Raw genomic sequence first — 26,787 nt, 5'->3', positions numbered from 1 at the left:
GCAGCCTGTGTTTTGCGTAGCTGCCGGGCCGATTTGTTTTCAGGAGGATGTTTTGAGTACCGACCGCACCGATCCCAAAATCACTTATGTCACCTGGCGCCATGGCCGCCCGCGCTTCATCCCGTCGAAGGGTTTGCGCGAGCGCGGCTATGAGGGCGAGGATCTGAAGAACGACGACGGCGCCTGGATGACCGCCGGGCAATGCCTGGAATGGTCCCGCGCCTTCACCCGCCAGCTCGCCCGCGAGGAGGCCGCCAAGCCGAAGAAGAAGGCCAAGGCGAAGAAGCCGACGCCGGCGGCCGTGCCGCTCACCCGTTCCTATTCAGTCGAGCAGCTGTTTGCCGACTGGCTCGAGCCGAAACTCAATCCGCATATGGGCACGCTCGCCAAGAAGACGGTCGACGAATACCGCTACAAGGGCAACGTCTTCAAGAATTACGCCCCCGATATCTGGACGTCGGAAGTAGAGGCGCTCGATAAACCGATCTGCCTCGGGGTCTACGACAAGCTGTTCGTTCTCGCCGGCCACGCATCCGCCCATGGCGCCATGACCATCCTCGGCATCGCCATCGAATGGGCGATCAGCCGCGGGCGCGTGCGAGGCCTGGTCGTTAATCCCGCCCACGGGCTCGGCATGGCAGCGCCGCCGGCGCGGCTGCGCGTCGGCTCGATCGAGGAGATCGACCATTACGTCGCCACCGCAGACGCCGCAGGATGGCCGGAGATTGGCGACATGATCATGCTGGGCGTCTGGACCGGGCAGAGGCAAGGCGACCGCCTGGAGCTGCGCTATGAGGGCGTGAGAGCCCGTCGCATGCACTTCCGGCAGATGAAGACCGGCGCCCGCGTCTCGATCCCGGTCGCGCGCGAGCTGCAGAAGCGCCTGGACGCCGCGATCGTCCGTCGCAAGGATCTCGGCATCGATGACGAGCACGTCGTCGTCTGCGAACGCCTGAAGCGGCCATTCACATCAAGCCACTACCGCCACAAGATCGAGGATATCCGCGCGATCGCCGCCTTGACTATGCCGTCGATCGCCGATCTGCGCGACCAGGACCTGCGCGACACCGCCGTCACCTGGTTGAAGCGCGCCGGCTGCGAGATCCACGAGATCTGCGCCATCACCGGCCACAGCCCCCGGACCATCTTCGACATTCTCAAGCACTACATGGCGATCGAGGAGGAGGATGCCACCGCCGCGATCGAGAAGATGGAAAAGTGGCATGCCAAAGAGCGAAGGAAGAGGAAAACCGCATGACGACCTGGCTACGTGTGAAGGCGTTCGATCTAGCGCAGTTTTATTTGATCGGTGGACTGCCCCCGGTGAAGCGCGACGACGGTACGGTCCTTGAATTTGTCGATCCGGATCCGCGCAGAACGCTGAAGCTCGCATCCATCTATGCCAAGCAGCTGCTGGCGAACGCTCGCAGTGTTCCGTCCTCACAGGCCGAGCTCTTCCACGCGTTGACCATCGCCTTCCATGAGCCCGTCCCGTTTCCCGAGCGAAGCCTTTTGGGCGAAGAACAGCGCCTGCGACAGAAGAGCGCCCACGAGCTCCTGCAGGAAACGATCAGCATCCTCTCGACGATGGATCAAAGCCGGTCATGGCGGCCGATGGAAACGGCACCTCAAGACGGCACCGTCATCGAGGCGTGCGCTCGCGTGGAGGGCGCGACGGCCGGTTTCCCGCAATACATCGATTTCATCGGCGGCCGGTGGATGGCCGCTACCTATGAGCGACGTCCCGTCATTCCTTGGTGCTGGCGCCCGCGCGACCAGTACTGGCCTGACGAGCGCACTTTCCAGGAGAGCGCAGCATGATGAAAGCCCTCACTATCTGGCAGCCATGGGCAACTCTGATCGCTATCGGCGCGAAGCCCTACGAGTTCCGAGGATGGAAGCCGCCCGGATGGCTCATCGGCAAACGGCTCGCCATTCACGCCGCCGCCCGGCCGATGAAGTTCCCCGAGATCTATGACCTTCATGCGCGCCTCTCCAATCCATCGCGAGGCGAAACCCCGTGTCTGCACGCCGCAATCGCCCTCCCTCTGCTGACAAGGATACTCGAGGCAGAGAAACGCGCCTTGCCGTCACTGCTGCCGCTGTCGCACGTCGTCTGCACCGTGATCGTCGGCGATCCAAAGCGGGGCGATGCTTGCGCTGCAGAGTTCGGCGACGCTGCCGGCAATGACAGCGATCGCGATGACACCTTCAACTGGGGCTGGCCGATGCTCGAGGTCGACGAGCTCGCGCCGCCGGCGCCGGCATGCGGCGCACAAGGCGTCTGGAATTGGAGTGGGCCATGAGCGGCGAACCGTTGGAGTTGCGCATGAGCGGCGAACCGCAGATCGAGATCAACGGCACGAAGCTGAGCGAAGGCCAGGCAATGGCGTTGCGGGTAGCCTGCACTTCTTTCTTTCAGAAAATGTCCGAGGGCGACAGCCCGCTCGGCCCCGACGAGCTCGGCCGCAGGATGGCTGCGCTTTACCGCGAAAGGCTGAGAGAGGTTCTTTGGCTGATCTCCGCCGCTTGAATGCGTGAGGCGGCCGTGAGACTTCGTGAGGCGGAGGCGGAAAATAACCGCCTCATATTATTGCGTTTCCGCCTCACGCCATCGCGTAAATATTTGCACCGAAAAGGGGATTTGGTGCCCCCGCCAGGGTTCGAACCCGGGACCCCCTGATTACAAATCAGGTGCTCTACCAACTGAGCTACAAGGGCAATAATTGCCCCAACTAGCAGATTCTGTGATTCTGTAAAGGGAAAATCCGTGCCTGCACGGACAGGTCGGCTGCAGCTCAAAACGCTGCGCGATAGAAAACGTCCTTGTCGCACAAGCCCTTTATCCTTTAGCTAGGGCAGCATCATAAAGGGCATTGCATGGGCCGTTCATTTCAGACGCTTTCCTTTCTCGCCTCACCAACGACGGAGGCGCTTGCCGCGCGCGAGGAGTTGATTGGCATCTATGGTGACGTACCGGCCGACGAAGCCGACGTCATCGTCGCGCTCGGCGGCGACGGTTTCATGCTGCAGACGCTGCACAACACCATGAACTCCGGCAAGCTGGTTTACGGCATGAATCGCGGCTCGGTCGGCTTCCTGATGAACGATTATCGCACCGACCGGCTTCAGGAGCGCATCTGCGTCGCCGTCGAAAACGTCTTTCGGCCATTGCAGATGACGACGGCCAACGCCGACGGCACCAACTCGACGGCGCTCGCCATCAACGAGGTCTATCTTTTTCGCCAGTCCTATCAAGCCGCGAATCTGAGGGTCATGGTGGACGGGCGCGTCCGTCTGGAGGAACTGATCTGCGACGGACTGATGGTCGCGACACCTGCCGGATCGACGGCTTATAATCTTTCCGCCCACGGCCCGATCCTGCCGCTCGAGGCGCCGCTGCTCGCCATGACGCCGGTCAGCGCTTTCCGGCCTCGGCGCTGGAGGGGCGCTCTGCTGCCGAACAAGGTGACCGTCGATATCGACATTCTCGAGCCGGAGAAGCGGCCGGTGAACGCGGTGGCCGACAACACCGAGGTCAAATCGGTGCTGCATATCCGCATCGCCCAGTCGGAGCATGTCACGGCGCGCATTCTTTCTGATCCCGACCGCTCCTGGTCCGACCGTATTCTCGCCGAGCAGTTCAAGGATTGAGACGATGGCAATGCGACGGATATTGATGACCAGCCTCCTGCTTGCGGGATGGAGCGTCACAGCGGAGACGGCGCCGGCGCAGGATGTCTTCCTGCCGGCATCGGTGATTTTCGCGACCAGCACCGGCTATTGGGAGGACGACGGCAACGCACCTGATGTCGAGCGGGCGCCGACGGGCGCCGAGAGCGTTGCCAATCCCGAGGGAGAGGCCGCGCAGCGCCACGGCTACTACAAGCTCTTTGCCGTGCGCCAACCGGACAGGACTTCGAAGGTCTATCTGCAGCAGATTGCCCAGACCGAGACCGGCCCAGCGATCGCCTCGACCATCGAGCTGCAGGAGTTCAGTGACCTGAAGCCTTACGTGACCGATATCCGCCCCGAGAATTCGAACGGCATCATCAAGCAGCCGGGGCTCTTCGCCACGGTCTATCTGAAGACCGACCCTGCGGCGGAGCCGGATGGCTGGACCGTGCTGATCGACGAATTCGGCGACATCACCGTCGAGAAGGCGACGAATTGAACGGCTGGGACGTGTTCAAAGGGCATTCAAGAGATGAAACTGGGCTTTCGCGACGGCGTCCTCTACGACGAGAAAAGGTCGAACTGGGACGCCGCCGGCCCCAGACCGATCAGTTGGTCCCTCTGGTACCCCGCCGCCGATGACGCACAAAGCGACGTCCCGGAAAGAAGCTGGTTCCAGAGGGCGGCCGTCGCCCGCGATGCACCCATCCGGCCGCAGGCCGGGCCCTATCCCCTCGTTCTGTTGTCGCATGGCACCGGCGGATCCGCGGCCGGACTGGAGTGGCTTGCGCGACGCCTGGTCGATCGCGGATTTGCAGCGCTCGGCGTCAGCCATCACGGCAATACCGGCATCGAGCCCTATCGCGCTGAAGGCTTTGCCTGCCTTTGGGAGCGGGCGCCTGACCTAAGCTACATGCTCGACCACCGCGACGAGTGGCTCAGCGATCTCTCTGGCCATATCGATACGAACAGTGTCTTCGCAGCCGGATTTTCGGCCGGAGCTTATAGCGTGATGCTGCTTCTTGGGGCTGTCGCCCAGTTCTCGCAGTTCGAACCATCGAGGATGAAGCCGGGTGGCGCGCGCGGACCAAGGGAGTTTCCTGACCTTGCCGATCATATCCCGGCATTGCTGCACACCAGCGATGTGTTTCGCGATTCGTGGTCCCGGATGTCGAACTCCTACCGAGATGACAGAATCAAGGCCGCACTCGTTTGCGCGCCGGGCCGGTCCGTTCTCGGCTTCGGCGAGGAAAGCTTGAAAGCTGTCGATGCGCCTGCCCTTATCCTGGTCGGTGACGCCGACAGGGCGGCACCGGCGGAAGAATGTTCGTCGTGGCTACATGCGCGGCTCCGGCGCAGCGCTCTTAAAATCTTCGGCGGCGGCCTTGGGCATTATGTCTTCGTGCCAGAGGGTACGGCGCTCGGCCTCGCCTTTGCAGCAGAACTCTTTACCGATCCCCCAGGCATCGAGCGCGCAGCCATTCATGACGAGGTTGCCGATCTGTCGGCAGCGCTGTTTCAAGACAACGACATCAGCGCGATGGCTTGAACAAAAGGAAAAGCCCCGTCTCCGGGGCTTTGCTAACTCAATCCATCGTCAATCCGATCAGTCGACATCCTCGACGACCGCGTCGGCAGCACCGCTGATGCGGTGAGCGAGTGCTGCTTCCATGAACTCGTTCAGGTCGCCGTCGAGAACGTCGTCCGGCGCGCTGCTGGCGACGCCGGTGCGCAAGTCTTTGACCATCTGATAGGGCTGCAACACGTAGGAGCGGATCTGGTGGCCCCAGCCGATCTCCGTCTTGGAAGCGGCTTCGGCGCTGGCGGCGTCCTCACGCTTCTTCAATTCGGCTTCATACATGCGGGCACGCAGCATGTCCCAGGCCTTGGCGCGGTTCTTGTGCTGCGAACGCTCCTGCTGGCACTGCACGACGATGCCGGTCGGGATATGCGTGATGCGCACGGCCGAGTCGGTGGTGTTGACGTGCTGGCCGCCGGCGCCCGACGAACGATAGGTATCGATGCGGCAGTCGCTTTCGTTGATCTCGATCTGAATCGAGTCGTCGACAACCGGATAGACCCAGATCGACGAGAAGGAGGTGTGGCGACGCGCATTGCTGTCGTAGGGCGAGATGCGCACCAGGCGGTGCACGCCCGATTCCGTCTTCAGCCAGCCATAAGCATTGTGGCCCTTGACGAGCAGGGTCGCGGACTTGATGCCCGCCTCTTCGCCGTCATGGACTTCGAGAAGCTCGACCTTGAAGCGCTGGCGTTCGGCCCAGCGGGTGTACATGCGCAAAAGCATGTTCGCCCAGTCCTGGCTTTCGGTGCCGCCGGCGCCGGAATGGACTTCGAGATAGGTGTCGTTGCCATCTGCTTCGCCGGAGAGCATGGCTTCCACCTGGCGGCGCCCGGCCTCGGCCTTCAAGGCCTTCAGCGTGTCTTCGGCTTCCTTGACGACGCTCTGGTCGCCCTCTTCCTCGCCAAGCTCGATCAGCTCGATATTGTCGTTCAGCTGCTGCTCGAGCTGCTTGACGCCGTTGATGCCGTCATCGAGCTGCTGGCGTTCGCGCATCAGCTTCTGCGCTTCCGAAGCGTCGTTCCAGAGATTCGGATCCTCTGCCTTGTTGTTCAACCAGTCCAGCCGTCTTATCGCCTGGTCCCAGTCAAAGATGCCTCCTCAGCAGGGTGATAGCCTGCTTGGTTTCATCGACCACGTTTTCGATTTCCGCTCGCATTTTCCTGCTTCTCTGTCTCGGTCTTCTTCAGGTGCTGGTGAGATAGCGCATTTCTGTTGTTCTCCGAGCCACGGAGATGCTCTATCTTTTTGGTTTCGCGCAATTCCGGACGCAAAACCGCTATGCACTTTTGCTGGAATTGCTCTAGAGACGCCCGCCGCGGATGTAAAGGGCCGCGGCAGGCGTACAAAATTCAGGTCTCGGTCAGAACAGGCCGGGCGTGCCGGTCTGGACGGCCTGGTTCGCCTGCGGCGAGGTCTTCAGGATTTCTTCCGGCGCCATGGTGCTGTCCATGCCGATGACGGAGAAGCTGTCGGCCGGGCCGGTGCCGGGCTTGAACGCCTCGACAATGGTGTTCGGGTCACCGTCGGCGGCCGCCATGCCTGTCTTGCGGTCGATCGGGATCAGGTTCATGCCTGATGGAATGACGAATTTGGATTCCGGCGTGTCCTTGACGGCGGCTTGCATGAATTCGTTGAAGATCGGGGCGGAAAGACCGCCGCCGGTGCCGCCGCGGCCGAGCGGGCCCGGCGTATCGAAGCCCAGATAGAGGCCGGCGACCAGATCCGGCGTGAAGCCGACGAACCAGGCATCCTTCTCGTCGTTGGTGGTGCCGGTCTTTCCGGCGACGTCGCGACCGCCGAGATCGATCTTGCCGGCAGCGGTGCCGCGCTGGATGACGCCCTGCATCATCGAGGTGATCTGGTAGGCGGTCATCGGATCGAGAACGGTTTCGCGATTGTCGACGACATTCGGCTCTTCCTGGTTCTGCCAGTCGCCGGCATTGCAGCCCTCGCAGAGACGCTCCTCATGCTTGAAGATCGTCTTGCCGTAGCGGTCCTGGATGCGGTCGATCAATGTCGGCTTGATCTGCTTGCCGCCATTGGCGATGACCGAATAGGCCGAGACCATGCGCAGCACCGTCGTGTCGCCGGCGCCGAGCGACATGGAGAGAACCGGCAGCATGTGATCGTAGATGCCGAAACGCTCGGCATATTCGGCGACGATGTTCATGCCGAGATCGTTGGCGAGGCGCACTGTCATCAGGTTGCGCGAATGCTCGATGCCCGAACGCAGCGTCGACGGGCCGCCGGATTCGCCGCCGTAGTTTTCCGGCCTCCAGACCTGGCCACCCGAGACGATTTCGATCGGCGCGTCCATGATGACCGAAGCCGGCGTATAACCATTGTCCATCGCCGCCGCGTAGACGAAAGGCTTGAACGAGGAGCCCGGCTGGCGCATCGCCTGGGTGGCGCGGTTGAATTCGGACTGGGCATAGGAGAAGCCGCCGACCATGGCGAGCACGCGGCCGGTCTTCGGATCCATGGCGACCAGGCCACCTTGCACCTTCGGCGGCTGCTGCAGGCGATAGGAGGTCGACGCGTCGTCACCGAGCTTTGCGACATAGACGACGTCACCAGGGGACACGGCGCCGACCGGCGATTTCGTGGTCTTGCGGGCGCCGTCGGCCGAACGGAAGGCCCACTGCATGTTCTTGGCGTCGATCGTGCCGCGCTGGCGGTCGGCGGCAACCTTGCCGCCTCCATCCTTGGCCGGCTGCAGGCCGATGTCGACGGCCGAGTCGGACACGGCGAGCACGACGGCAAGCCGCCATTCCGGCACGTCGGACAGGGTGGGAATATCGGCTAGCGCCTTGCCCCAATCACCGCTTGCATCGATCTGCTTGATCGGGCCGTGGAAACCGCGGCGCTCGTCGTAAGTGACCAGACCGTCCTGCAGCGCCTTGCGGGCAGCGAGCTGCATCTGCGGATCGAGCGACGTGCGCACCGAAAGGCCGCCCTCATAGAGGACCTTTTCGCCGTACTGGTCGATCAGCTGGCGGCGCACGGTTTCGGCGAAATAATCCGAAGCAAAGAGCGAGGGGCCAGTGGTGCGGGCGGTGACGCCGAGCGGCTGCTTCTTGGCCTCTTCGCCGTCGCTCTGGCTGACATAGCCGTTCTCGACCATGCGGTCGATCACCCAGTTGCGGCGCTCGAGCGCAGCTTCCGGGTGGCGGAAAGGATGATAATTGGCAGGGCCCTTCGGCAGCGAGGCCAGATAGGCTGCCTCGGCGACGGTCAGTTCGGTGACGGATTTGTTGAAATAGGTGAGTGCGGCGCCGGCGATGCCGTAGGAGTTCAGACCGAAGAAGATCTCGTTCAGGTAGAGCTCGAGGATCTTGTCCTTGCTATAGGCCTGCTCGATGCGGAAGGAGAGGATCGCTTCCTTGATCTTGCGGTCGATCGTCTGGTCCGAGCTCAAAAGGAAATTCTTGGCCACCTGCTGGGTAATGGTGGAGGCACCGACCGGGCGGCGGCCGGAACCGAAATTCTGCAGGTTGACGAGGATGGCGCGGCCGAGACCTGTGAGATCGACGCCCGGATGATTGTAGAAATTCTTGTCTTCGGCCGACAGGAAAGCGGCCTTGACGCGGTCGGGAATGGCCTGGATCGGCAGGAAAAGGCGCTTTTCCTTGGCGTACTCAGCCATGAGAGCGCCGTTGCCGGCATGAACTCGGGTGGTCACCGGCGGCGCATAGCTGTTCAGAACGGCATAGTCCGGAAGATCCTTGGCGACATTGGTGATATAGATGGCAACACCCGCTGCCGCGACCAGAAACAGGACGCAGGCCATTCCGAAGAAATATCCAAAAAGTCTAACCATATTTCAGCTACCGGTCTTTTCAATCTTCAATCGGCGCAGCCGCAACGATTGCACAGATCAAGGCAATTTGCACGTTGCGCGACTTACTCTATGAGCGCTACCGCCACAAGCCGATTCCGCGCTCAAGGCTTACGAAACATAAGCCGGAGTAACGGCGCGAATGTGAGCAAAATAGGGCTGTCTGCGCCGCATTCACCGCTGCGGCCGCGTTTCATTAGAACTGTCACATCCAAGCAACGCCCGTCGTCGTCGCCAATCTGAGGTATCTTCCTCAGAATTTGATTCATGCGGCGCACTTAAATCTTTGTTTTCATACAGGCCGCCGTGCCGCAACCGCTACAGATTTTTGACGGCGACCGTCAGCCGCCATTTGCCATGACGGCGGCGCGGTATCGCTTGACTGCGTCGGTCAAGAGACCGGCGATCTTGCCGCGCCAGGCCTCGTCGAGCAGCAGTTTCTCGTCCTCGGCATTCGAGAGGAACCCAATCTCGAGAAGGATCGACGGCACGTCGGGGGCCTGAAGCACGCGGAAGCCGGCATGACGGTGCGGATTGTTGATGGTGCCGACCTGATCCTTGAAAGAATTCAGCACGCTCTCGGCCAGCGAGATCGAGAAGGCCTGGGTCTCGCGCCGCGTCAGATCGAGCAGGATGTCGGCAACCTCGGGCGGCTCGGCGACCGTCTCCTTGCCGGCGATCTGGTCAGAGAGGTTTTCACGTTCGGCAAGGTCGGCGGCGAGCTTGTCGGATGCCTTGTCGGAGATCGTGTAGACGGTCGCGCCACGGATATCCTTCTGCTTCAGCGTATCGGCATGCAGCGAAATGAAGAGGCCGGCATGGTTCTGGCGGGCGATCAGCACACGCTGCGAAAGCGACAGGAACTCGTCATCCTCGCGCGTCAGGAAAGCCTTGATGCCCGGTTCCTTGTTCAGCCGGTCGGTCAAAGCCTTGGCGAAGGCAAGCGTCACCTGCTTTTCCTCGGTCTTGGTGTCGACGCCGATCGCACCGGTGTCGATGCCGCCATGGCCGGCGTCGACGGCGATGACGAAATCGCCGGGCGCAGCCTTTTGCGGTGCCGGAATGGCGCTCGTCGTCTGAGCCGCCTCAGTCCGATTGCTCCAGGCCCGATCGTTCCAGGATTGCGTCTTCACCAGTTCGGCAAAGGCCTTCTTGTCGATCATCTCCGCATCGAGCACGAGGCGATGGCCGTTGCCCGCCTCATCGGCTTGCACCTTGGCAAGCGCCAGCTTTACCGGCCCTGCCGTCGTCAGCACGATGCGCGCGCTCTCCTCGTCCATCTTGCCGTAGCGGATATCCTTGAACAGGCCTCGGGCGGCAAGATCCTTCGCCGGAAAACCGAAGGCGGTCGCCGGCAAGTCAACGACGATGCGTTCCGGATTGGCGATATAGTGGACGGAGAAACGCGGTTCGCGATCGAAATCGATGACGATGCGGGTCCTTGCGTCGTCGCCGACGATGCGCGCGCCATAGGCAAGCAGCGGATCCCTGGCCTCGACGGAGCTGGCAGCGGCCGGCAGCAGACTAGCGGCCAAAAGCGCCACCAGAACCCGCCTTGCGAATGTCGATCGCCGCGCTGCGGATTTTGCCGCGATCCGAGCCCTCTTAAACAATAAACCGCCACACCCTATCTGTATTGCGATGGACCGGACGCGGCTGCGGCCAAGGTCCTGTGACGAAACACCCGCTGCAGCCTGCCGAATCGCGATCACTTTATCCCCAGCTTCTATGCGTTGCGAAATCCATCAATATTATGGCACATTTGGCTTTTCCCTTGCTATTGTGACACAGAAAACATACAACGAATTTCAGGGTAAAGTGTTGACGGGATAGAGTCGCCGCAAAGGCTGCCAGCCAGATCAGGACCTGGCGCCACACCGGTCATCGTCCGCCGTCTCATGCGCTTCATCCCTAGAACTGGATCCTGATTTTCCGGCTTATTGTCGGAATTCATTGGTGGATCAGCCACCACGCTCTCAGGGAGCAAACTCATCGGACCCGAACGGGTCTTCGTATTTGTCGATCACGCTTGGTTGTTGATGGTTTCGCAGCAGGTTTTATCTGAAGTGTACAGGCCCCGGACCGAAATGGTTCCGGCTGCGGTCTGGCTGCTGCCCTCCCCCTCGCATCAGGCGCGACTTTCATTATCCGGCGCGGCCACAGTGGACCGCATTCTTTCTGTCTCAACAGCAGTCGGGAATGCGCTCTCGCGGCCACGCCGAGGAGCACAGCTTACATGGCAGACAAAATGCTTATCGATGCGTCTCACGAGGAAGAGACGCGCGTCGTTGTCGTTCGCGGGAACCGCATAGAAGAATTTGACTTCGAGTCCCAGCACAAGAAGCAGATCCGCGGCAACATCTATCTTGCAAAAGTAACGAGGGTTGAACCCTCGCTGCAGGCCGCCTTCGTCGATTACGGCGGCAACCGGCACGGCTTCCTGGCCTTCGCCGAAATCCACCCCGACTATTATCAGATACCGCTTGCCGACCGTCAGGCACTGCTTCGGGCCGAAGCCGAGGAGCATCGCCGCGACGAAGATGTCGAGCATGTCGAAACCGCGCCGATGGTCGATCTTTCCAAGCAGGATCAGCCGGATGTCGGCATCGTTCCGGCAGAGGCGCCGGAAACGGCTGCCGTAACGGAAGAGACCGCAGCGGTAGAGACCGCGGCATCGCTCGATGCCACCGAAGAAGCGCCGGCCAAGAAGGCAAGGCCGCGCCGCAGCCGCAAGAAGGTGGTAGAACCGGTTGCCGAAACGACCGCGACCGAGGACGCCGTTCCCACAGACGTCGAAGCCGAAGGCGCTTCGAGCGTCGACAATGAGGATGACGGTTCGACCGGCGGCGCGATGGCCGCGATGGTGGAAACCGACTCGATCTCCGAGGACGTCGATACCAGCAAGCGTCGCCACGATGACGACGACGACGATGACGATCACGGCGAAGAGGAAGTCATCGAATCCGTCGGCGCCGAAGACGCGATGGAAGAAGTGCCTGACCGCGTGCAGCGCAAGCCGCGCAAGCAGTACCGCATCCAGGAAGTCATCAAGCGCCGCCAGATCCTGCTCGTGCAGGTCGCCAAGGAAGAGCGCGGCAACAAGGGTGCAGCCCTTACCACCTATCTCTCGCTCGCCGGCCGCTACTCCGTGCTGATGCCGAACACGGCGCGCGGCGGCGGCATTTCCCGCAAGATCACCAATCCTGCCGACCGCAAGCGCCTGAAGGAAATTGCGCGCCTACTCGAGGTGCCGCAGGGCATGGGCGTCATCCTTCGCACCGCCGGTGCCAACCGCACCAAGGTCGAGGTCAAGCGCGATTTCGAATATCTGATGCGTCTCTGGGAGAATGTGCGCACGCTGACGCTGGCGTCCACCGCTCCCTGCCTTGTCTATGAGGAAGGCTCGCTGATCAAGCGTTCGATCCGCGACCTCTACAACAAGGATATCAGCGAAGTCATCGTTTCCGGCGAAGAAGGCTATCGTGAAGCGAAAGACTTCATGAAGATGCTGATGCCGAGCCATGCCAAGGTGGTTCAGCCCTACCGCGACATCCATCCGATCTTTTCGCGTTCCGGCATCGAGGCTCAGCTCGACCGCATGCTGCAGCCACAGGTGACGCTGAAGTCTGGCGGCTACTTGATCATGAACCAGACCGAAGCGCTGGTCTCGATCGACGTCAACTCCGGCCGCTCGACCCGCGAACATTCGATCGAGGACACCGCGCTGCAGACGAATCTTGAGGCTGCAGACGAAGTCGCCCGCCAGCTTCGCCTTCGCGACCTTGCCGGCCTGATCGTCATCGACTTCATCGACATGGAAGAGAAGCGCAACAACCGCGCCGTCGAGAAGAAGCTGAAGGAATGCCTGAAGAACGACCGAGCCCGCATCCAGGTCGGCCGGATCTCGCATTTCGGCCTGCTCGAAATGTCGCGCCAGCGCATCCGCGCTTCGGTTCTCGAATCGACCACGCAGGTCTGCTCGCATTGCGGCGGCAGCGGCCATGTGCGTTCGCAGTCCTCCGTCGCCCTGCATGTCCTGCGCGGCATCGAGGAATATCTGCTCAAGAACACCACTCACAACATCACCGTGCGCACCACGCCTGACATCGCGCTCTACCTGCTCAACCACAAGCGCCAGACGATCGTCGATTATGAGAGCCGCTTCGGCGTCGCGATCATCATCGATGCGGACGGCTCGGTCGGCGCGCAACATTTCGCGATCGATCGCGGCGAGCCGGTGGAAAACCCGGTCAAGATCGAAACGCTCTTCAACTTCGCAGCCATTCCCGAGGATGACGACGACGATATCGTCATCGAAGTGGATGAGGAGGAAGACGAGGAACTCGAGGAAAAGCCGGTCGTTTCCGAGCGGCCCGTCGCGGCACGTGCGGAAGGCGAAGCTGACGGCAACCGCAAGCGCAAGCGCCGCAGGCGCCGCCGCGGCCGCAACGGCAATGCCGAACAGCCGGTATCGGCAGGCGAAGCCGGCGACGAGGATGAGGACGGCGACGACGAGGGCGGCGAAGGTGATGAAAACACCGAAGCCACGCCCGAGACACGTGCTGAAAGCGAGGAATCGCAGCGCCGCAAGCGCCGCCGTCGCGGCAAGCGTGGCGGCCGTCGCAATCGCGCCGAGGATGGTTCCGAACTGACGGCTGGCGAAGCCGGTGAAGACAATGGCGGCGACGAGGACGAAGGCGACGACGTTTCGAACGACGGCGCTCCGAGCGAAGCCGTAGCGGTCGAGGCGATTGCCGAACAGGCCGACGAAGGCCAGGCTGCGATGGCAGCCGTCGAGAGCGCGCCTGTTATAACCGAAGAGGTGAAGCCCGCCCGTACCCGCGGCCGCCGTAAACCGGCCGCAGCGCCGGTCGAGGAACCGGTTGCAGAGACGGCCCCTGCGGTCGAGGCCGAACCGGAGTTGGTGGAAGCCTCCGCCGATCTCGGAACGCCCGCTCGGGAAGATGCCCAGGAAGAAGCAAAGCCGGTTCGCGCCAACCGCGAATCCAACATCTCCTCCTCCGAGCCAACGGTGAAATCCACCACCCGCGCCGAGAATGGCGAAGGCGATGACGGCAAGCCGAAGAAAGCCGGTTGGTGGCAGCGCCGTGGCTTCTTCTGAACGCTAATTTTCGGACGTAAGCATTGATATCCGGCCGCGGCGACGCGGCCGGATTTTCGTTTATGGCGAGAGTATCGTTGGAATCAGCGTGGTCTTTGCTGTTGCGCGTCTTCGAGCCCGGCCCCGGGAAGTCGCCGAGACCAGCCCCTCATCCGGCTGCCGCCACCTTCTCCCCGTAAACGGGGCGAAGGGGATATGCCGCACCGGCCTCCCCCAACCTCGACGCTGCGTTTGGTACGTCCCCTCGCCCCGTTTACGGGGAGAGGGTTAGGGTCATAGGCGCTAGGTTAGGGTATAGACAGCCAAGACTATGGATGTGAATCAAACCCGGGATGTCGATTTGACCCGATATTGTGGACCCCTGGCCGAAGGTTGAGGCGCGGCTGCCCGTCGGCTTAGAGCCTAACCTAGCGCCTATGAGGGTTAGGGTGAGGGGCAGCCATCGGCGTAAAGCGCTTCGATATCGCTCGGCTCGACGCCAGCGAAGAGTAACCATCATTCCCGCGGCGGCGATCAGGCCGCCGGCGGATAGAGCAGGTCGACGATGTAGCTGGCGTCGAAGCGGGAATCGAGCATGCCGTAGGTGGAGCGCCAGCCGCCGGCAAGACGCGTCTCGATGAAGGCATCGGCAATGCGCCCTGCCCCAAGGCGATAGAGTTCGGCTGCACCGGCGGCGAGCGCCAGCTGCTCGACGAGCAGGCGTGCGGCGCCCTCATCCTGTTCGCACAGCGCGATTGCGGCGCGCAGCACGTCGATCGTCTTCTTGCCGGCAGGGCCGAGATCGCGGGCAAGGCCGGCAAAGACCGTTTCGAACAGATCCTTGCCGCGGTTGAGCACGCGCAGCACGTCGAGCGCCATGACGTTGCCGGAGCCTTCCCAGATGGCGTTGACGGGAGCCTCGCGGTAATGGCGGGCGATCGGGCGCTCTTCGATGTAGCCGTTGCCGCCGATGCATTCCATCGCCTCGTAGATCAGCGCGGGCGCGATCTTGCAGCACCAGTATTTGGCGACCGGCGTCATGACGCGGGCATAGGCCGCTTCCTCGGCATTGCCGCGCGCCTTGTCGAAGGCGTCGGCTAGACGGAAGGACAGTGCCGTTGCGGCGGCGACATCGAGCGCCATGTCGGCGAGCACGCGCGTCATGATCGGCTGGTTGACGAGCATCTTGCCGAAGACGCTGCGGCCGCGGGTGTGGTGCACAGCTTCGGCGAGCGAGGCGCGCATCATGCCTGACGAGGCCAGCGCGCAGTCGAGCCGGGTCAGCGTCACCATGTCGAGGATGGTGCGGATGCCGGCATCCGGACCACCGAGCAGGAAACCGAACGTGTCTGTAAATTCGACCTCGGAAGAGGCGTTGGAGCGGTTGCCGACCTTGTCCTTCAACCGCTGGAATTGCAGCCCGTTGGCGGAACCATCCTCCAGAAGGCGCGGCACGAGGAAGCAGCCCATGCCTTCCTTCGTCTGCGCCAGCATGATGAAGGCATCGCTCATCGGCGCGGACATGAACCACTTGTGGCCGGAAAGCCGGTAGATGCCCTCGCTGACCTTTTCGGCAGCGCTCCTGTTGGCGCGCACATCCGTGCCGCCCTGCTTTTCCGTCATGCCCATGCCGATGGTCACGGCGGATTTCTGCATGGCGGGCTTGTTCGACGAATCATATTTGCGCGAGAGAATTTTCGGCGCCCAGTCCTTCTGTACCGCGGGCGAAGCCGAGAGCGCCGCGACGGAGGCGCTCGTCATCGTCAGCGGGCAGAGATGGCCGGATTCCAGCTGCGACGTCAGATAAAACCGCGCGGCGCGAACCTTGTGGGCCTCGTCCTTGGCGTCGGTGTCGGCCTGTGGATCCCAGACGGAGGAATGCAGGCCGACCGACATGGAGCGGCGCATCAATGCATGCCAGGCAGGATGGAATTCGACGACGTCGAGGCGCTCGCCACGCGGACCGTGGGTTCGCAGCTGCGGCGCGCCCTGGTTTGCCATGCGCGCCATCTCCTGCGCCTCCGGCGAGGTGACGTAGCGGCCCATGTTTTCCAGGTCTTCGCGGATGCCGCGCGGCAGAGCAGCCGTCAGATCGACGATTAGCGGATCGGATCGATAGGCGTTGATGCCGGACCACAGGCTCGGCTGGTTGAGTTCTGCGAGTTTGTCGTCAGTCCGGTTGGCGGAGGTCATAATTCGCTTCTAGTGTAAGAGCCCGGCAAAGGGAAACCGGAAGTTATGATTCGGTTCATTCTGCTCTATCGGAATTCGGGCGAAAATGCATGGGGACATAAGCCTTTGCCCACAGCACATGCTTGCCCCGGCGGGCAGCACTCTTTATAGACCCGCCAGAGACAGCAAGAGGCAGGGTCATGGTCTTTTTCCCCCACCGCCACCTTATCGGCATCAAGGGCCTCACCGAGCAGGATATCACCTATCTTCTCGACAAGGCGGACGAGGCCGTCAAGATCAGCCGCCAGAGAGAAAAGAAAACGTCGACGCTGCGCGGGCTGACGCAGATCAACCTCTTCTTCGAGGCATCGACCCGCACGCAGGCCTCCTTCGAGCTTGCCGGCAAACGGCTCGGCGCCGACGTCATGAACATGTCGGTCGGCAATTCCTCGGTGAAGAAAGGCGAAACGCTGATCGACACGGCGATGACGCTGAACGCGATGCGCCCCGACGTGCTGGTGATCCGCCATTCGAGCGCGGGTGCGGCCGCCCTTCTCGCTCAGAAGGTCTCCTGCTCGGTCGTCAATGCCGGCGACGGCCAGCACGAACATCCGACCCAGGCACTGCTCGACGCGCTGACGATCCGCCGTGCCAAAGGCAAGCTTTCGCGCATCATCGTGGCGATCTGCGGCGACGTGCTGCATTCGCGGGTGGCGCGCTCCAATATCCTGCTGCTCAATGCGATGGGCGCCCGCGTCCGTGTTGTTGCGCCAGCGACCCTCCTGCCTGCCGGCATCGCCGAGATGGGCGTCGAGGTCTTCCATTCGATGAAGGAAGGGCTGAAGGACGCCGACGTGGTGATGATGCTGCGGCTACAGCGCGAGCGCATGTCCGGCGCCTTCGTGCCCTCGGTGCGCGAATATTATCACTTCTACGGGCTCGACGCCGAAACACTGAAGGCAGCGAAGGATGATGCGCTGGTCATGCATCCCGGCCCGATGAACCGCGGAGTCGAGATCGCCTCGGAAGTGGCGGACGGGCCGCAGAGCGTCATCGCCGAACAGGTGGAAATGGGGGTCGCTGTGCGCATGGCCGTCATGGAGACGCTGCTCGTCTCGCAGAACCAGGGTCCCCGAAGCGATGGAATGATGGCATGAGCAACCCGATCGTCCTCAAGAACGTCCGCATCATCGATCCATCGCGCAATCTCGACGAGGTCGGGACGATCATTGCCGAAAACGGCATGATTCTCGCCGCCGGCCACAAGGCGCTGAACCAGGGCGCGCCGGAAGGCGCCGTCATCCGCGACTGCACGGGCCTTGTCGCGACGCCCGGCCTTGTCGATGCGCGCGTCCATGTCGGCGAACCCGGCGGCGAGCACCGCGAGACGATCGCCTCGGCGAGCCGGGCGGCGGCAGCCGGCGGCGTCACCTCGATCATCATGATGCCGGACACCGATCCCATCATCGACGACATCGCGCTCGTCGAATTCGTCAAGAAGACGGCGCGGGATACGGCCGCCGTCAACGTCTATCCGGCAGCCGCCATCACCAAGGGCCTTGCCGGCGAGGAGATGACGGAGATCGGCCTGCTGATGCAGGCGGGCGCCGTTGCCTTCACCGATGCCCATTCCAGTGTCCACGACACGCAGGTGCTGCGCCGGATCATGACCTATGCGCGCGAATTCGGCGCTGTCGTGTCCTGCGAGACGCGCGACAAATATCTCGGCGCCAACGGCGTCATGCATGAGGGGCTTTTTGCCAGCTGGCTCGGGCTCTCCGGCATTCCAAGGGAAGCCGAGCTCATCCCGCTCGAACGCGATCTCAGGATCGCGCAGCTGACGCGCGGTCGTTATCACGCCGCGATGATCTCGGTGCCGGAATCGGTCGAGGCGATCGAGCGCGCCCGCAGCCGCGGCGCCAAGGTGACCTGCGGCATCTCGATCAACAATCTGGCGCTCAACGAAAACGACATCGGCGAATATCGCACCTTCTTCAAGCTCTATCCGCCGCTGCGCCCGGAAGACGACCGGGTGGCGATGGCCGACGCCGTTGCGAGCGGCGCGATCGATATCATCGTCTCCTCGCATGACCCGCAGGACGTCGATACGAAGCGCCTGCCCTTCGGCGAGGCGGAGGATGGCGCGATTGGCCTCGAAACCATGCTGGCAGCAGCGCTCAGGCTTCACCATGGCGGCCAGGTGAGCCTGATGCGCCTGATCGACGCGATGTCCACCCGCCCCGCTGAGATTTTCGGCCTGAATGCCGGCACGCTGAAGCCGGGCGCTACGGCCGATATCGCGCTGATCGATCTCGATGAGCCTTGGCTTGTCGCCAAAGACATGCTTCTCTCCCGCTCGAAGAATACGCCGTTCGAGGATGCGCGCTTCAGTGGGCGGGCGGTCGCGACATACGTCTCGGGAAAGCTTGTCCACGCAATTTAGAACCGACACGATCGCCGTCCATCCCCCAGCGGGAGAAGGCTGACTCAAGGATAGGCCACGGAGAGGCTGAGGGGGCATATGTTATCCAATCTCATGTCATGGCAGATCACACTGCCGATCGCGCTTGCCGCCGCCGTTATCGGTTATCTCTTCGGCTCGATCCCGTTCGGCCTGATCCTTACGCGCGCCGCCGGCCTCGGCGACGTGCGCAGCATCGGCTCCGGCAATATCGGCGCGACCAATGTGCTGAGAACAGGAAACCGGACGCTCGCCGCGGTGACACTGCTCCTCGATGCGCTGAAGGCATCGGCCGCGGCCTGGGTCGTCGGCTATTTCCTCGGTGAGGAGGCCGCGATCATCGCCGGCTTTTTCGCCTTCATCGGGCATCTCTTCCCGGTCTGGATCGGCTTCAAAGGCGGCAAGGGTGTCGCCACCTATATCGGCACTCTGCTCGGCGTCGCCCCGATCATGGTCGTGCTCTTCGCCGCCGTCTGGCTGGCGGTCGCCTTCACCACCCGCTACTCCTCGCTGTCGGCGCTGGTTGCCATGCTTGTCATTCCAGTTGCGCTGTGGATACTGGGCAACGAAAAGGTTGCGGCAGTGATGGCGATCATGACCCTCATCTCCTACTGGAAGCACAAGGCGAATATTTCGCGCCTGATGGGCGGGACGGAAAGCAAGATCGGGGCAAAGGGATAATGGATGCGCTGAGCGCCGGATCAAAGGGCGTCGTGCTGACCGAGCGGCAAAGAATTGCCTGGCTGCGTCTCATCCGTTCCGACAATATCGGCCCTGCCACCTTTCGCGACCTCATCAATCATTTCGGCTCGGCCGAGGCAGCGCTTGCCGCGCTGCCGGAGCTTTCGGCGCGTGGCGGCGCCATACGGGCAATCCGCATCGCCAGCGAGGCCGAGGCGCATCGGGAACTGGAGGCGGCACGTCGCTTCGGCGCCCGCTTCGTCGGCATCGGTGAGCCGGACTATCCGCAAGCGTTGAAGCAGATCGACGGCGCACCGCCGCTTCTGGCCGTCAAGGGCGCGCTTGCCGCTGCCAAACGACCGGCCGTCGGCATCGTCGGCTCGCGCAACGCCTCGATCGCGGGCGCGAAATTCGCGGCGATGGTGGCGCGCGACTGCGGCCGGGCGGGTTATACCGTGGTCTCCGGCCTGGCGCGCGGCATCGACACCGCTGCCCACCGGGCAAGCCTCGACACAGGCACGATCGCAGCACTCGCCGGCGGCCTCGACCAGCCCTACCCGCCGGAGAATATCGGCCTGCTCGAAGAGATAACCAGTGGCAATGGCCTGGCGGTGAGCGAGATGCCCTTCGGCTGGGAACCCCGCGCCCGCGACTTCCCACGCCGAAACCGGCTGATCGCCGGCATCGGACTCGGCCTCGTCGTCATCGAAGCGGCGACGCGTTCGGGCTCGCTGATCACGGCGCGGCTTGCCGGCGAGTTCGGCCGCCTGGTGTTTGCCGTGCCCGGCTCGCCGCTCGATCCGCGCTGCCATGGCACCAACGGCCTGCTGAAGGACGGCGCTTCGATCGTCACCGCACCCGCCGATGTCGTCGAGGCCTTGGCGCCGCTTGCACAATTCGACCTGTTCCCGTCATCGATGGCGGAGGAACCGGCGCCCGACGGTAAGGCAATGTCGGTGCCGCCCGGCGATTCCGATCGAAACCGCCTCATCGATGCGCTCGGGCCGACGCCGGTCGAGATTGACGACGTCATCCGCCATACCGGCTTGTCGGCATCCGCGGTCTATCTCATCCTTCTGGAACTCGATATTGCCGGCAGGCTGCACCGGCATCAGGGTGGCCTCGTCTCGCTTTCCGATTGAACCTGGGGACGACATTAGGCGGTGGCTTTGCGATTTGCTTAGCATATCTGGAATTGTATTTTGACAATACTCTCGCTTTGGCTGCAGCAGACGCAAGAGGTAAAATTGTATCAAACCCCTTGACCGCGGCGATTTCCCTGTCCATGTCGGAGGGCCGATATCCATGTTGCGGTGTGTGTCGCGCTGGCTTCAACGCTGGCGTCGTTTCCTTTTTAGAGAATCATCATGAATGTTGTAGTGGTGGAATCGCCTGCCAAGGCCAAGACGATCAATAAGTATCTGGGTCCGGGATACAAAGTGCTCGCTTCCTTCGGCCATGTGCGCGATCTGCCTGCCAAGGATGGCTCAGTCCTCCCCGATCAGGATTTCGAAATGCTTTGGGAGGTCGATAGCGCCTCCGCCAAGCGGATGAAAGACATTGCCGACGCGGTGAAGTCTGCCGATGGCCTGTTTCTCGCGACCGACCCGGATCGCGAAGGCGAAGCGATTTCCTGGCACGTTCTCGACATGCTGAACAAGAAGCGCGTGCTGAACGGCAAACCGGTCAAGCGCGTCGTCTTCAATGCGATCACCAAGAAGGCGGTGCTCGACGCGATGGCCGATCCGCGCGACATCGACGTGCCGCTGGTCGACGCCTATCTGGCGCGCCGCGCGCTCGACTATCTCGTCGGCTTCAATCTTTCGCCGGTGCTCTGGCGCAAGCTGCCCGGCGCACGTTCGGCCGGCCGAGTTCAGTCTGTGGCGCTTCGCCTGGTCTGCGACCGCGAATCCGAGATCGAACGCTTCATTTCGGAAGAATACTGGAACATCTCGGCGCTCCTGAAGACGCCGCGCGGCGACGAGTTCGAAGCAAGACTGGTTGCGGCGAACGGCAAACGGTTGCAGCCGCGCGCAATCGGCAACGGTGAGGATGCCGGCCGGCTCAAGGCCTTGCTCGAAGGTGCGAGCTATGTCGTCGATACGGTCGAGGCGAAGCCGGTCAAGCGCAACCCGGGACCGCCGTTTACGACCTCGACGCTGCAGCAGGCGGCCTCCTCCAATCTCGGCTTCTCCGCCTCGCGCACCATGCAGATCGCGCAGAGGCTCTATGAGGGTGTCGATATCGGCGGCGAGACGGTCGGTCTCATCACCTATATGCGAACCGACGGCGTGCAGATGGCGCCCGAGGCGATCGACGCGGCGCGCAGCGCCATCGTCGATCAGTTCGGCGAGCGCTACATGCCGGAGAAGCCGCGCTTCTACTCGACCAAAGCGAAGAACGCCCAGGAGGCGCACGAGGCGATCCGCCCGACCGATTTCTATCGTTCGCCCGATCGTGTGCGCAAATTCCTCGATGCCGACCAGATCCGGCTGTACGAGCTGATCTGGAAGCGCGGCATCGCCAGCCAGATGGCGTCGGCCGAGATCGAGCGCACGACGGCTGAAATCACCGCCGACAACAAGGGCGAGAAAGCCGGGCTTCGCGCCGTAGGTTCGGTCATCCGCTTCGATGGTTTCATCGCCGCCTATACCGACCAGAAGGAAGATGGCGAGCAGAGCGACGACGGCGACGAGGATGGCCGCCTGCCGGAGATCAATGCGCGCGAGGCGCTCGCCAAGCAGAAGATCAATTCGACGCAGCATTTCACCGAACCGCCGCCGCGCTATTCGGAAGCCTCGCTGATCAAGAAGATGGAAGAGCTCGGCATCGGCCGCCCCTCCACTTATGCCGCGACGCTTGCGACGCTACGCGACCGCGACTATGTGACGATCGACAAGCGCAAGCTGATCCCACAGGCCAAGGGCCGGCTGGTGACGGCTTTCCTCGAGAGCTTCTTCACCAAATATGTCGAATACGACTTCACTGCCGATCTCGAGGAAAAGCTCGACCGGATTTCCGCCGGCGAGCTGAACTGGAAGCAGGTGCTGCGCGATTTCTGGAAGGATTTCTTCGCCCAGATCGAAGACACCAAGGAACTGCGCGTCACCAACGTGCTCGATTCGCTGAACGAGGCGCTGGCACCCCTCGTCTTCCCGAAACGGGAGGACGGCAGCGATCCCAGGATCTGTCAGGTCTGCGGCACCGGCAACCTGTCGCTGAAGCTCGGCAAATACGGTGCCTTCGTCGGCTGCTCGAACTATCCGGACTGCAACTACACCCGCCAGCTCTCCTCCGAAAACGGCGGGGAAGCTGACGGTGCTGCGCTCAACGAGCCGAAGAACCTCGGCACCGATCCGACGACCGGCGAGGAGCTGACGCTGCGTTCCGGCCGCTTCGGCCCCTATATCCAGCGTGGCGACGGCAAGGAAGCCAAACGAGCTTCGCTGCCAAAGGGCTGGAAGCCCGAGGAAATCGACTATGAAAAGGCGATGGCGCTGATCTCGCTGCCGCGCGATATCGGCAAACACCCGGAATCGGGCAAGATGATTTCGTCAGGCATCGGCCGCTACGGGCCGTTCCTCCTGCATGACGGCTCCTATGCCAATCTGGAAACTGTCGAGGACGTGTTCTCGGTCGGCCTCAACCGTGCCGTGACGGTCATCGCCGAAAAGGCGAACCAGGGGCCCGGCCGGGGCGCGCGCGGTACGCCGGCGGCGCTGAAGACGCTCGGCGATCATCCCGATGGCGGCGCCATCACCGTTCGCGACGGCAAGTACGGTCCCTACGTCAACTGGGGCAAGGTCAATGCGACACTGCCGAAGGGTAAGGATCCGCAGGCGATCACCGTCGAGGAGGCACTTACGCTGATCGTCGAAAAGGCCGGCAAGGCACCGGTCGGCAAGGCGGCCAAGGCGAAAGCCAAGCCGAAGGCGGCAGCCGCCGAAGCCAAGGCCACCAAGACGGCCGCCAAGCCGAAGGCAGCGAAGGCGAAAGCGCCCGCGAAATCGAAAAAGAGCTGACGTGAGCAGGATACCGCGCGACAGAACGAACCCTGCGGGCAAGCGTCCGGGCAAGACCGGCCGCGCCGGTAAGGATGCTCCCGCCGTCGAGCCGCTGAACATCGTCCACGGCGCGCTGCCTTCGCGCGAGGTGATCCTGCGCTTCATCGCCGATCATCCGCAGAAAGCGTCTAAGCGTGAACTCGCCAAGGCTTTCGGCCTGAAGGGCGACAACCGCGTTGAGCTCAAGCACATGCTGCAGGAGCTCGAGCAGGAAGGCATGCTGCAGAAGAACCGCAAGTCGCTGATCCGGCCCGGTGCGCTGCCGCCTGTCACCGTCCTCGATATCACCACGCGCGACAAGGATGGCGATCTGATCGGCCGGCCGGCGGAATGGCCCGAGGACCAGGGCGTCGCACCCGCCGTCGCCATCCGCCAGCAATCGCCCGCAGGCCGCCAGGGCAAGGGCAAGGCGCCTGTCGCCGGCCTCGGCGACCGCATCCTGGCGAAGATCTTCCCGGCAGTCGATCGCGGCGGACCGGCCTATACGGCGCGGATCATCAAGGTGATCGACAGGCGCCGCGGCGCCTCGATGGGCGTTTTCCGCACTGCACCCGGCGGCGGAGGCCGGCTGCTACCGATCGAACGGCGCGGCGAGGAGATGGTGATCGATCCCGACTTCACCGGCGGCGCCACGGACGGCGACCTGGTCGAAGTCGAAATCGCCCGTCTCGGCCGTTTCGGCCTGCCGCGCGCCAAGGTGCTTTCCGTCGTCGGTTCCGTCGGTTCGGAAAAGGCGATCTCGATGATCGCGATCCATGCGCACGGCATCCCGCATGTCTTCCCGCCGGCCGTCATCGCCGAAGCGGAGGCTGCAAAGGCTGCGACCATGTCGCATCGGGAGGATTGGCGCGACGTGCCGCTGATCACCATCGACCCCGCCGACGCCAAGGACCATGACGACGCCGTCTATGCCGAGCCCGATCCCTCGCCCGACAATCCCGGCGGCGTCCTCGTCACCGTCGCGATCGCCGACGTCTCCTGGTATGTCCGACCCAATTCGCCGCTCGACCGCGAGGCGCTGAAGCGCGGCAACTCGGTCTATTTTCCCGATCGTGTCGTGCCGATGCTGCCGGAGCGCATCTCCAACGATCTCTGCTCGCTGAAAGAAGGCGTCGACCGCCCGGCGCTCGCCGTGCGCATGAGCTTTTCCGGGGAAGGCCGCAAGATCGGCCATACTTTCCATCGCATCATGATGAAGAGTGCCGCCAAGCTCTCCTACCAGCAGGCGCAGGCGGCGGTCGACGGAAAGCCGGACGATCAGACCGGACCGATGCTCGAGCCGATCCTGAAGCCGCTCTGGCACGCCTATGAGGTGATGAAGCGCGGACGCGACCGGCGCCAGCCGCTGGAACTCGATATGCCGGAGCGCAAGATCCTGCTGAAGCCCGACGGCACGGTCGACCGGGTCGTGGTGCCGCCACGGCTCGATGCGCATAAGCTGATCGAAGAGATGATGATCCAGGCGAACGTCTGCGCCGCCGAGACCCTGGAAAAGAAACGTCAGCCGCTGATCTATCGCATCCATGACGGCCCGACGCTTGCCAAGCAGGAGATCCTGCGCGAGTTCCTGGCCACGCTCGGCATCTCGCTTGCCAAGGGTGGCAACATGCGCGCCAACAACTTCAACGGCATTCTTGCGAAGGCGGACGGCACGCCGCATCAGACCATGGTGAGCGAGATGGTGCTGCGTTCGCAGAGCCAGGCGATCTACGGCCCGGAGAATATCGGCCACTTCGGCCTCAACCTGATGAAATACGCCCACTTCACCTCGCCGATCCGCCGTTATGCCGACCTCATCGTGCATCGCGCCCTCGTCGGCTCGCTCGGCTTCGGCGAAGGCGGCATCACGCCCGAAGAAGAGGCGGCGCTCGACGATATCGCCGCCGAAATCTCGACCTTCGAGCGCCGGGCCATGGCAGCCGAGCGCGAGACCGTCGACCGGCTGATCGCGCATCATCTCAGCGGCCGCGTCGGCGAGGAATTTGCCGGGCGGGTCTCGGGCGTGACAAAATCGGGACTTTTTGTTTCCCTGCCGGACTATGGCGCCGACGGTTTCGTCCCTATATCTACGCTCGGCAGCGATTATTTCATCTATGACGAGGCGCATCAGGCACTCTCGGGTGAACGAACAGGGCTCGGCTATCGCCTGGGCGATAGCGTCACCGTGAAACTTGCTGAAGCGATCCCGCTTGCCGGTGCACTGCGTTTCGAGATGATCAGCGAGGGCCGCGAAATGCCGGCGGCGGTGCGCTCCTTCCACAGGGCGGGCCGCCGCGACAGGGGCCAGGTTCGCAAGAAGCCCGGAACGAGGCCGCCGCGCGGACGGCACTAAAGCGCGTCGCAATCTTTCAGATTGGCTCCCCCGCGCTTTAGGTCCTTGTTTTTACGCATGTCGTTATCGCAAACCGCTGCACAGTTTTGCGCGACGTGTTTTAGATCCGAAGAGGAACATGCGATGAGCACACCGACCGATCCGGCCGCCCGCTACGGCGATACGCCCGAGGTCGAGCGTCCGCTTGGGCGCTCCATCATGCGCGGGCTGATGAACCGCTGCCCGGCCTGCGGCAACGGCAAGCTCTTTCGTGCCTTCCTGAAGCCGGTCGATCATTGCGCCGCCTGCGGCGAGGCGATGCATCACCAACGCGCCGACGACTTGCCGCCCTATATCGTCATCCTCGTCCTCGGCCACGTCGTGGTCGGCGGTTATATGCTGACCGACATGACCTACGTGCTGCCGGTCTGGGTGCATCTCGCCATCTGGGCGCCGATTACCGTCATCACCGCTCTCGCCTCGATCCAGCCGATCAAGGGCGGGGTCATCGGTCTGCAATGGGCGCTGCGCATGCACGGCTTCGGTGGCGAGAGTGACGGTCCGGACGATTACGACATCCCCGGCCGGCCGAATTAGAGCATGTCGCGCAAAAGTGTGCAGCGGTTTTGCGAAAACGACATGCGTAAAAACAAAGACCTAAAGCGCGAAGAGCGAATCTGAAAGATCGCGACGCGCTTTAGCGCCTTCACCTTCCAGACATATTTAACGTGTAGTGCCAGCCCTCCACCGACCACCACCCAAATGCGGGAGCCAAGGATCCTCAAGACCTGACATGGTTAGCATTTCTTGCCCGAACGGGCTTTACATTCCGCAGATGGTCACTCACATCGGAAATACTGCGAAGCGGCATCCGTCACCTGGATTTGGCACGTCCGTGTCTA

The 26,787-nt window shown here is 62.7% G+C and carries 19 protein-coding genes and 1 tRNA gene; 15 read left to right on the top strand and 5 right to left on the bottom strand.

The genetic code is table 11. The features are described from left to right. The first annotated feature begins 52 nt into the window (after window positions 1-52). From B5P46_RS11790 to B5P46_RS11775, 4 genes are read left to right on the top strand one after another with little or no spacing between them, the layout of a single operon-like run. On the top strand, window positions 53-1,258 hold the full coding sequence (locus tag B5P46_RS11790) for a tyrosine-type recombinase/integrase (protein ID WP_129418781.1): 1,206 nt from the start codon (window positions 53-55) through the stop codon (window positions 1,256-1,258). After that, a complete protein-coding gene (locus B5P46_RS11785) occupies window positions 1,255-1,821 on the top strand; it encodes a hypothetical protein (RefSeq protein WP_129418780.1) in 567 nt (188 codons plus the stop codon). The genes B5P46_RS11790 and B5P46_RS11785 overlap by 4 nt, the downstream gene beginning before the upstream one ends. Next, window positions 1,818-2,306 (top strand): hypothetical protein, encoded by a 489-nt coding sequence (locus B5P46_RS11780; RefSeq protein ID WP_129418779.1) that lies wholly within the window; start codon window positions 1,818-1,820, stop codon window positions 2,304-2,306. Before B5P46_RS11785 ends, B5P46_RS11780 begins: the two co-directional genes overlap by 4 nt. After that, on the top strand, window positions 2,303-2,533 hold the full coding sequence (locus B5P46_RS11775) for a hypothetical protein (protein ID WP_129418778.1): 231 nt from the start codon (window positions 2,303-2,305) through the stop codon (window positions 2,531-2,533). Before B5P46_RS11780 ends, B5P46_RS11775 begins: the two co-directional genes overlap by 4 nt. Window positions 2,534-2,645: 112 nt before the next feature. Here the strand turns inward: B5P46_RS11775 and B5P46_RS11770 are convergent. Further along, window positions 2,646-2,721, bottom strand: a tRNA-Thr gene (locus B5P46_RS11770). 159 nt (window positions 2,722-2,880) lie between these two features. Here B5P46_RS11770 and B5P46_RS11765 point away from each other — a divergent pair. The 3 genes from B5P46_RS11765 to B5P46_RS11755 are packed head-to-tail and all read left to right on the top strand — an operon-like array spanning window position 2,881 to window position 5,224. Beyond that, a complete protein-coding gene (locus tag B5P46_RS11765; RefSeq protein WP_025394132.1) occupies window positions 2,881-3,654 on the top strand; it encodes an NAD kinase in 774 nt (257 codons plus the stop codon). A 4-nt stretch (window positions 3,655-3,658) separates the two neighbouring features. Further along, window positions 3,659-4,174, top strand: coding sequence for a hypothetical protein (locus B5P46_RS11760; protein ID WP_129418777.1), 516 nt, complete (start codon window positions 3,659-3,661; stop codon window positions 4,172-4,174). A gap of 33 nt (window positions 4,175-4,207) precedes the next feature. After that, entirely contained in the window at window positions 4,208-5,224 is a 1,017-nt protein-coding gene (locus tag B5P46_RS11755) for an alpha/beta hydrolase family protein (RefSeq protein ID WP_129418776.1), read from the top strand. A 57-nt stretch (window positions 5,225-5,281) separates the two neighbouring features. Here the strand turns inward: B5P46_RS11755 and prfB are convergent. The 3 genes from prfB to B5P46_RS11740 all read right to left on the bottom strand — a co-directional run bounded on the left by prfB (window position 5,282) and on the right by B5P46_RS11740 (window position 10,708). Beyond that, a protein-coding gene (gene prfB / locus B5P46_RS11750) for a peptide chain release factor 2 (RefSeq protein WP_128404385.1) occupies window positions 5,282-6,413 on the bottom strand; the annotation gives its coding sequence in 2 pieces (ribosomal slippage) (window positions 5,282-6,343 and window positions 6,345-6,413; 1,131 coding nt in all). A gap of 204 nt (window positions 6,414-6,617) precedes the next feature. After that, window positions 6,618-9,077, bottom strand: a complete 2,460-nt coding sequence (locus tag B5P46_RS11745; RefSeq protein ID WP_129418775.1) for a penicillin-binding protein 1A — start codon at window positions 9,075-9,077, stop codon at window positions 6,618-6,620. 359 nt (window positions 9,078-9,436) lie between these two features. After that, a complete protein-coding gene (locus B5P46_RS11740) occupies window positions 9,437-10,708 on the bottom strand; it encodes an N-acetylmuramoyl-L-alanine amidase (protein WP_129418774.1) in 1,272 nt (423 codons plus the stop codon). Window positions 10,709-11,331: 623 nt separating this feature from the next. On the opposite strand from B5P46_RS11740, the gene B5P46_RS11735 reads away from it, so the two are divergent. Further along, entirely contained in the window at window positions 11,332-14,217 is a 2,886-nt protein-coding gene (locus B5P46_RS11735) for a ribonuclease E/G (protein WP_129418773.1), read from the top strand. A gap of 513 nt (window positions 14,218-14,730) precedes the next feature. Here B5P46_RS11735 and B5P46_RS11730 read toward each other — a convergent pair. Then, a complete protein-coding gene (locus B5P46_RS11730) occupies window positions 14,731-16,389 on the bottom strand; it encodes an acyl-CoA dehydrogenase family protein (RefSeq protein ID WP_129418772.1) in 1,659 nt (552 codons plus the stop codon). A gap of 179 nt (window positions 16,390-16,568) precedes the next feature. Between B5P46_RS11730 and B5P46_RS11725 the strand changes: the two genes are divergently transcribed. From B5P46_RS11725 to B5P46_RS11695, 7 genes are all read left to right on the top strand, one after another. After that, the gene (locus B5P46_RS11725; RefSeq protein ID WP_129418771.1) at window positions 16,569-17,525 is read left to right on the top strand and encodes an aspartate carbamoyltransferase catalytic subunit; all 957 of its coding nucleotides are present in this window, start codon (window positions 16,569-16,571) and stop codon (window positions 17,523-17,525) included. Further along, window positions 17,522-18,811: a dihydroorotase gene (locus tag B5P46_RS11720; protein WP_129418770.1), complete on the top strand. Its 1,290-nt coding sequence runs from the start codon at window positions 17,522-17,524 to the stop codon at window positions 18,809-18,811. The genes B5P46_RS11725 and B5P46_RS11720 overlap by 4 nt, the downstream gene beginning before the upstream one ends. A gap of 78 nt (window positions 18,812-18,889) precedes the next feature. Further along, the gene (plsY, locus tag B5P46_RS11715) at window positions 18,890-19,510 is read left to right on the top strand and encodes a glycerol-3-phosphate 1-O-acyltransferase PlsY (protein ID WP_129418769.1); all 621 of its coding nucleotides are present in this window, start codon (window positions 18,890-18,892) and stop codon (window positions 19,508-19,510) included. Next, window positions 19,510-20,652, top strand: a complete 1,143-nt coding sequence (gene dprA / locus B5P46_RS11710) for a DNA-processing protein DprA (protein ID WP_129418768.1) — start codon at window positions 19,510-19,512, stop codon at window positions 20,650-20,652. Before plsY ends, dprA begins: the two co-directional genes overlap by 1 nt. 225 nt (window positions 20,653-20,877) lie before the next feature. Beyond that, on the top strand, window positions 20,878-23,532 hold the full coding sequence (gene topA / locus B5P46_RS11705) for a type I DNA topoisomerase (RefSeq protein ID WP_129418767.1): 2,655 nt from the start codon (window positions 20,878-20,880) through the stop codon (window positions 23,530-23,532). A gap of 1 nt (window position 23,533) precedes the next feature. Beyond that, entirely contained in the window at window positions 23,534-25,906 is a 2,373-nt protein-coding gene (gene rnr, locus B5P46_RS11700) for a ribonuclease R (RefSeq protein ID WP_129418766.1), read from the top strand. Window positions 25,907-26,029: 123 nt separating this feature from the next. Continuing rightward, window positions 26,030-26,482 (top strand): DUF983 domain-containing protein, encoded by a 453-nt coding sequence (locus tag B5P46_RS11695; protein ID WP_129418765.1) that lies wholly within the window; start codon window positions 26,030-26,032, stop codon window positions 26,480-26,482. Window positions 26,483-26,787: the final 305 nt, after the last annotated feature.

The organism is Rhizobium leguminosarum, from assembly GCF_004123835.1.
Lineage (GTDB): Bacteria > Pseudomonadota > Alphaproteobacteria > Rhizobiales > Rhizobiaceae > Rhizobium > Rhizobium leguminosarum_M.
This window is presented reverse-complemented; position numbering and strand designations above follow the sequence as displayed.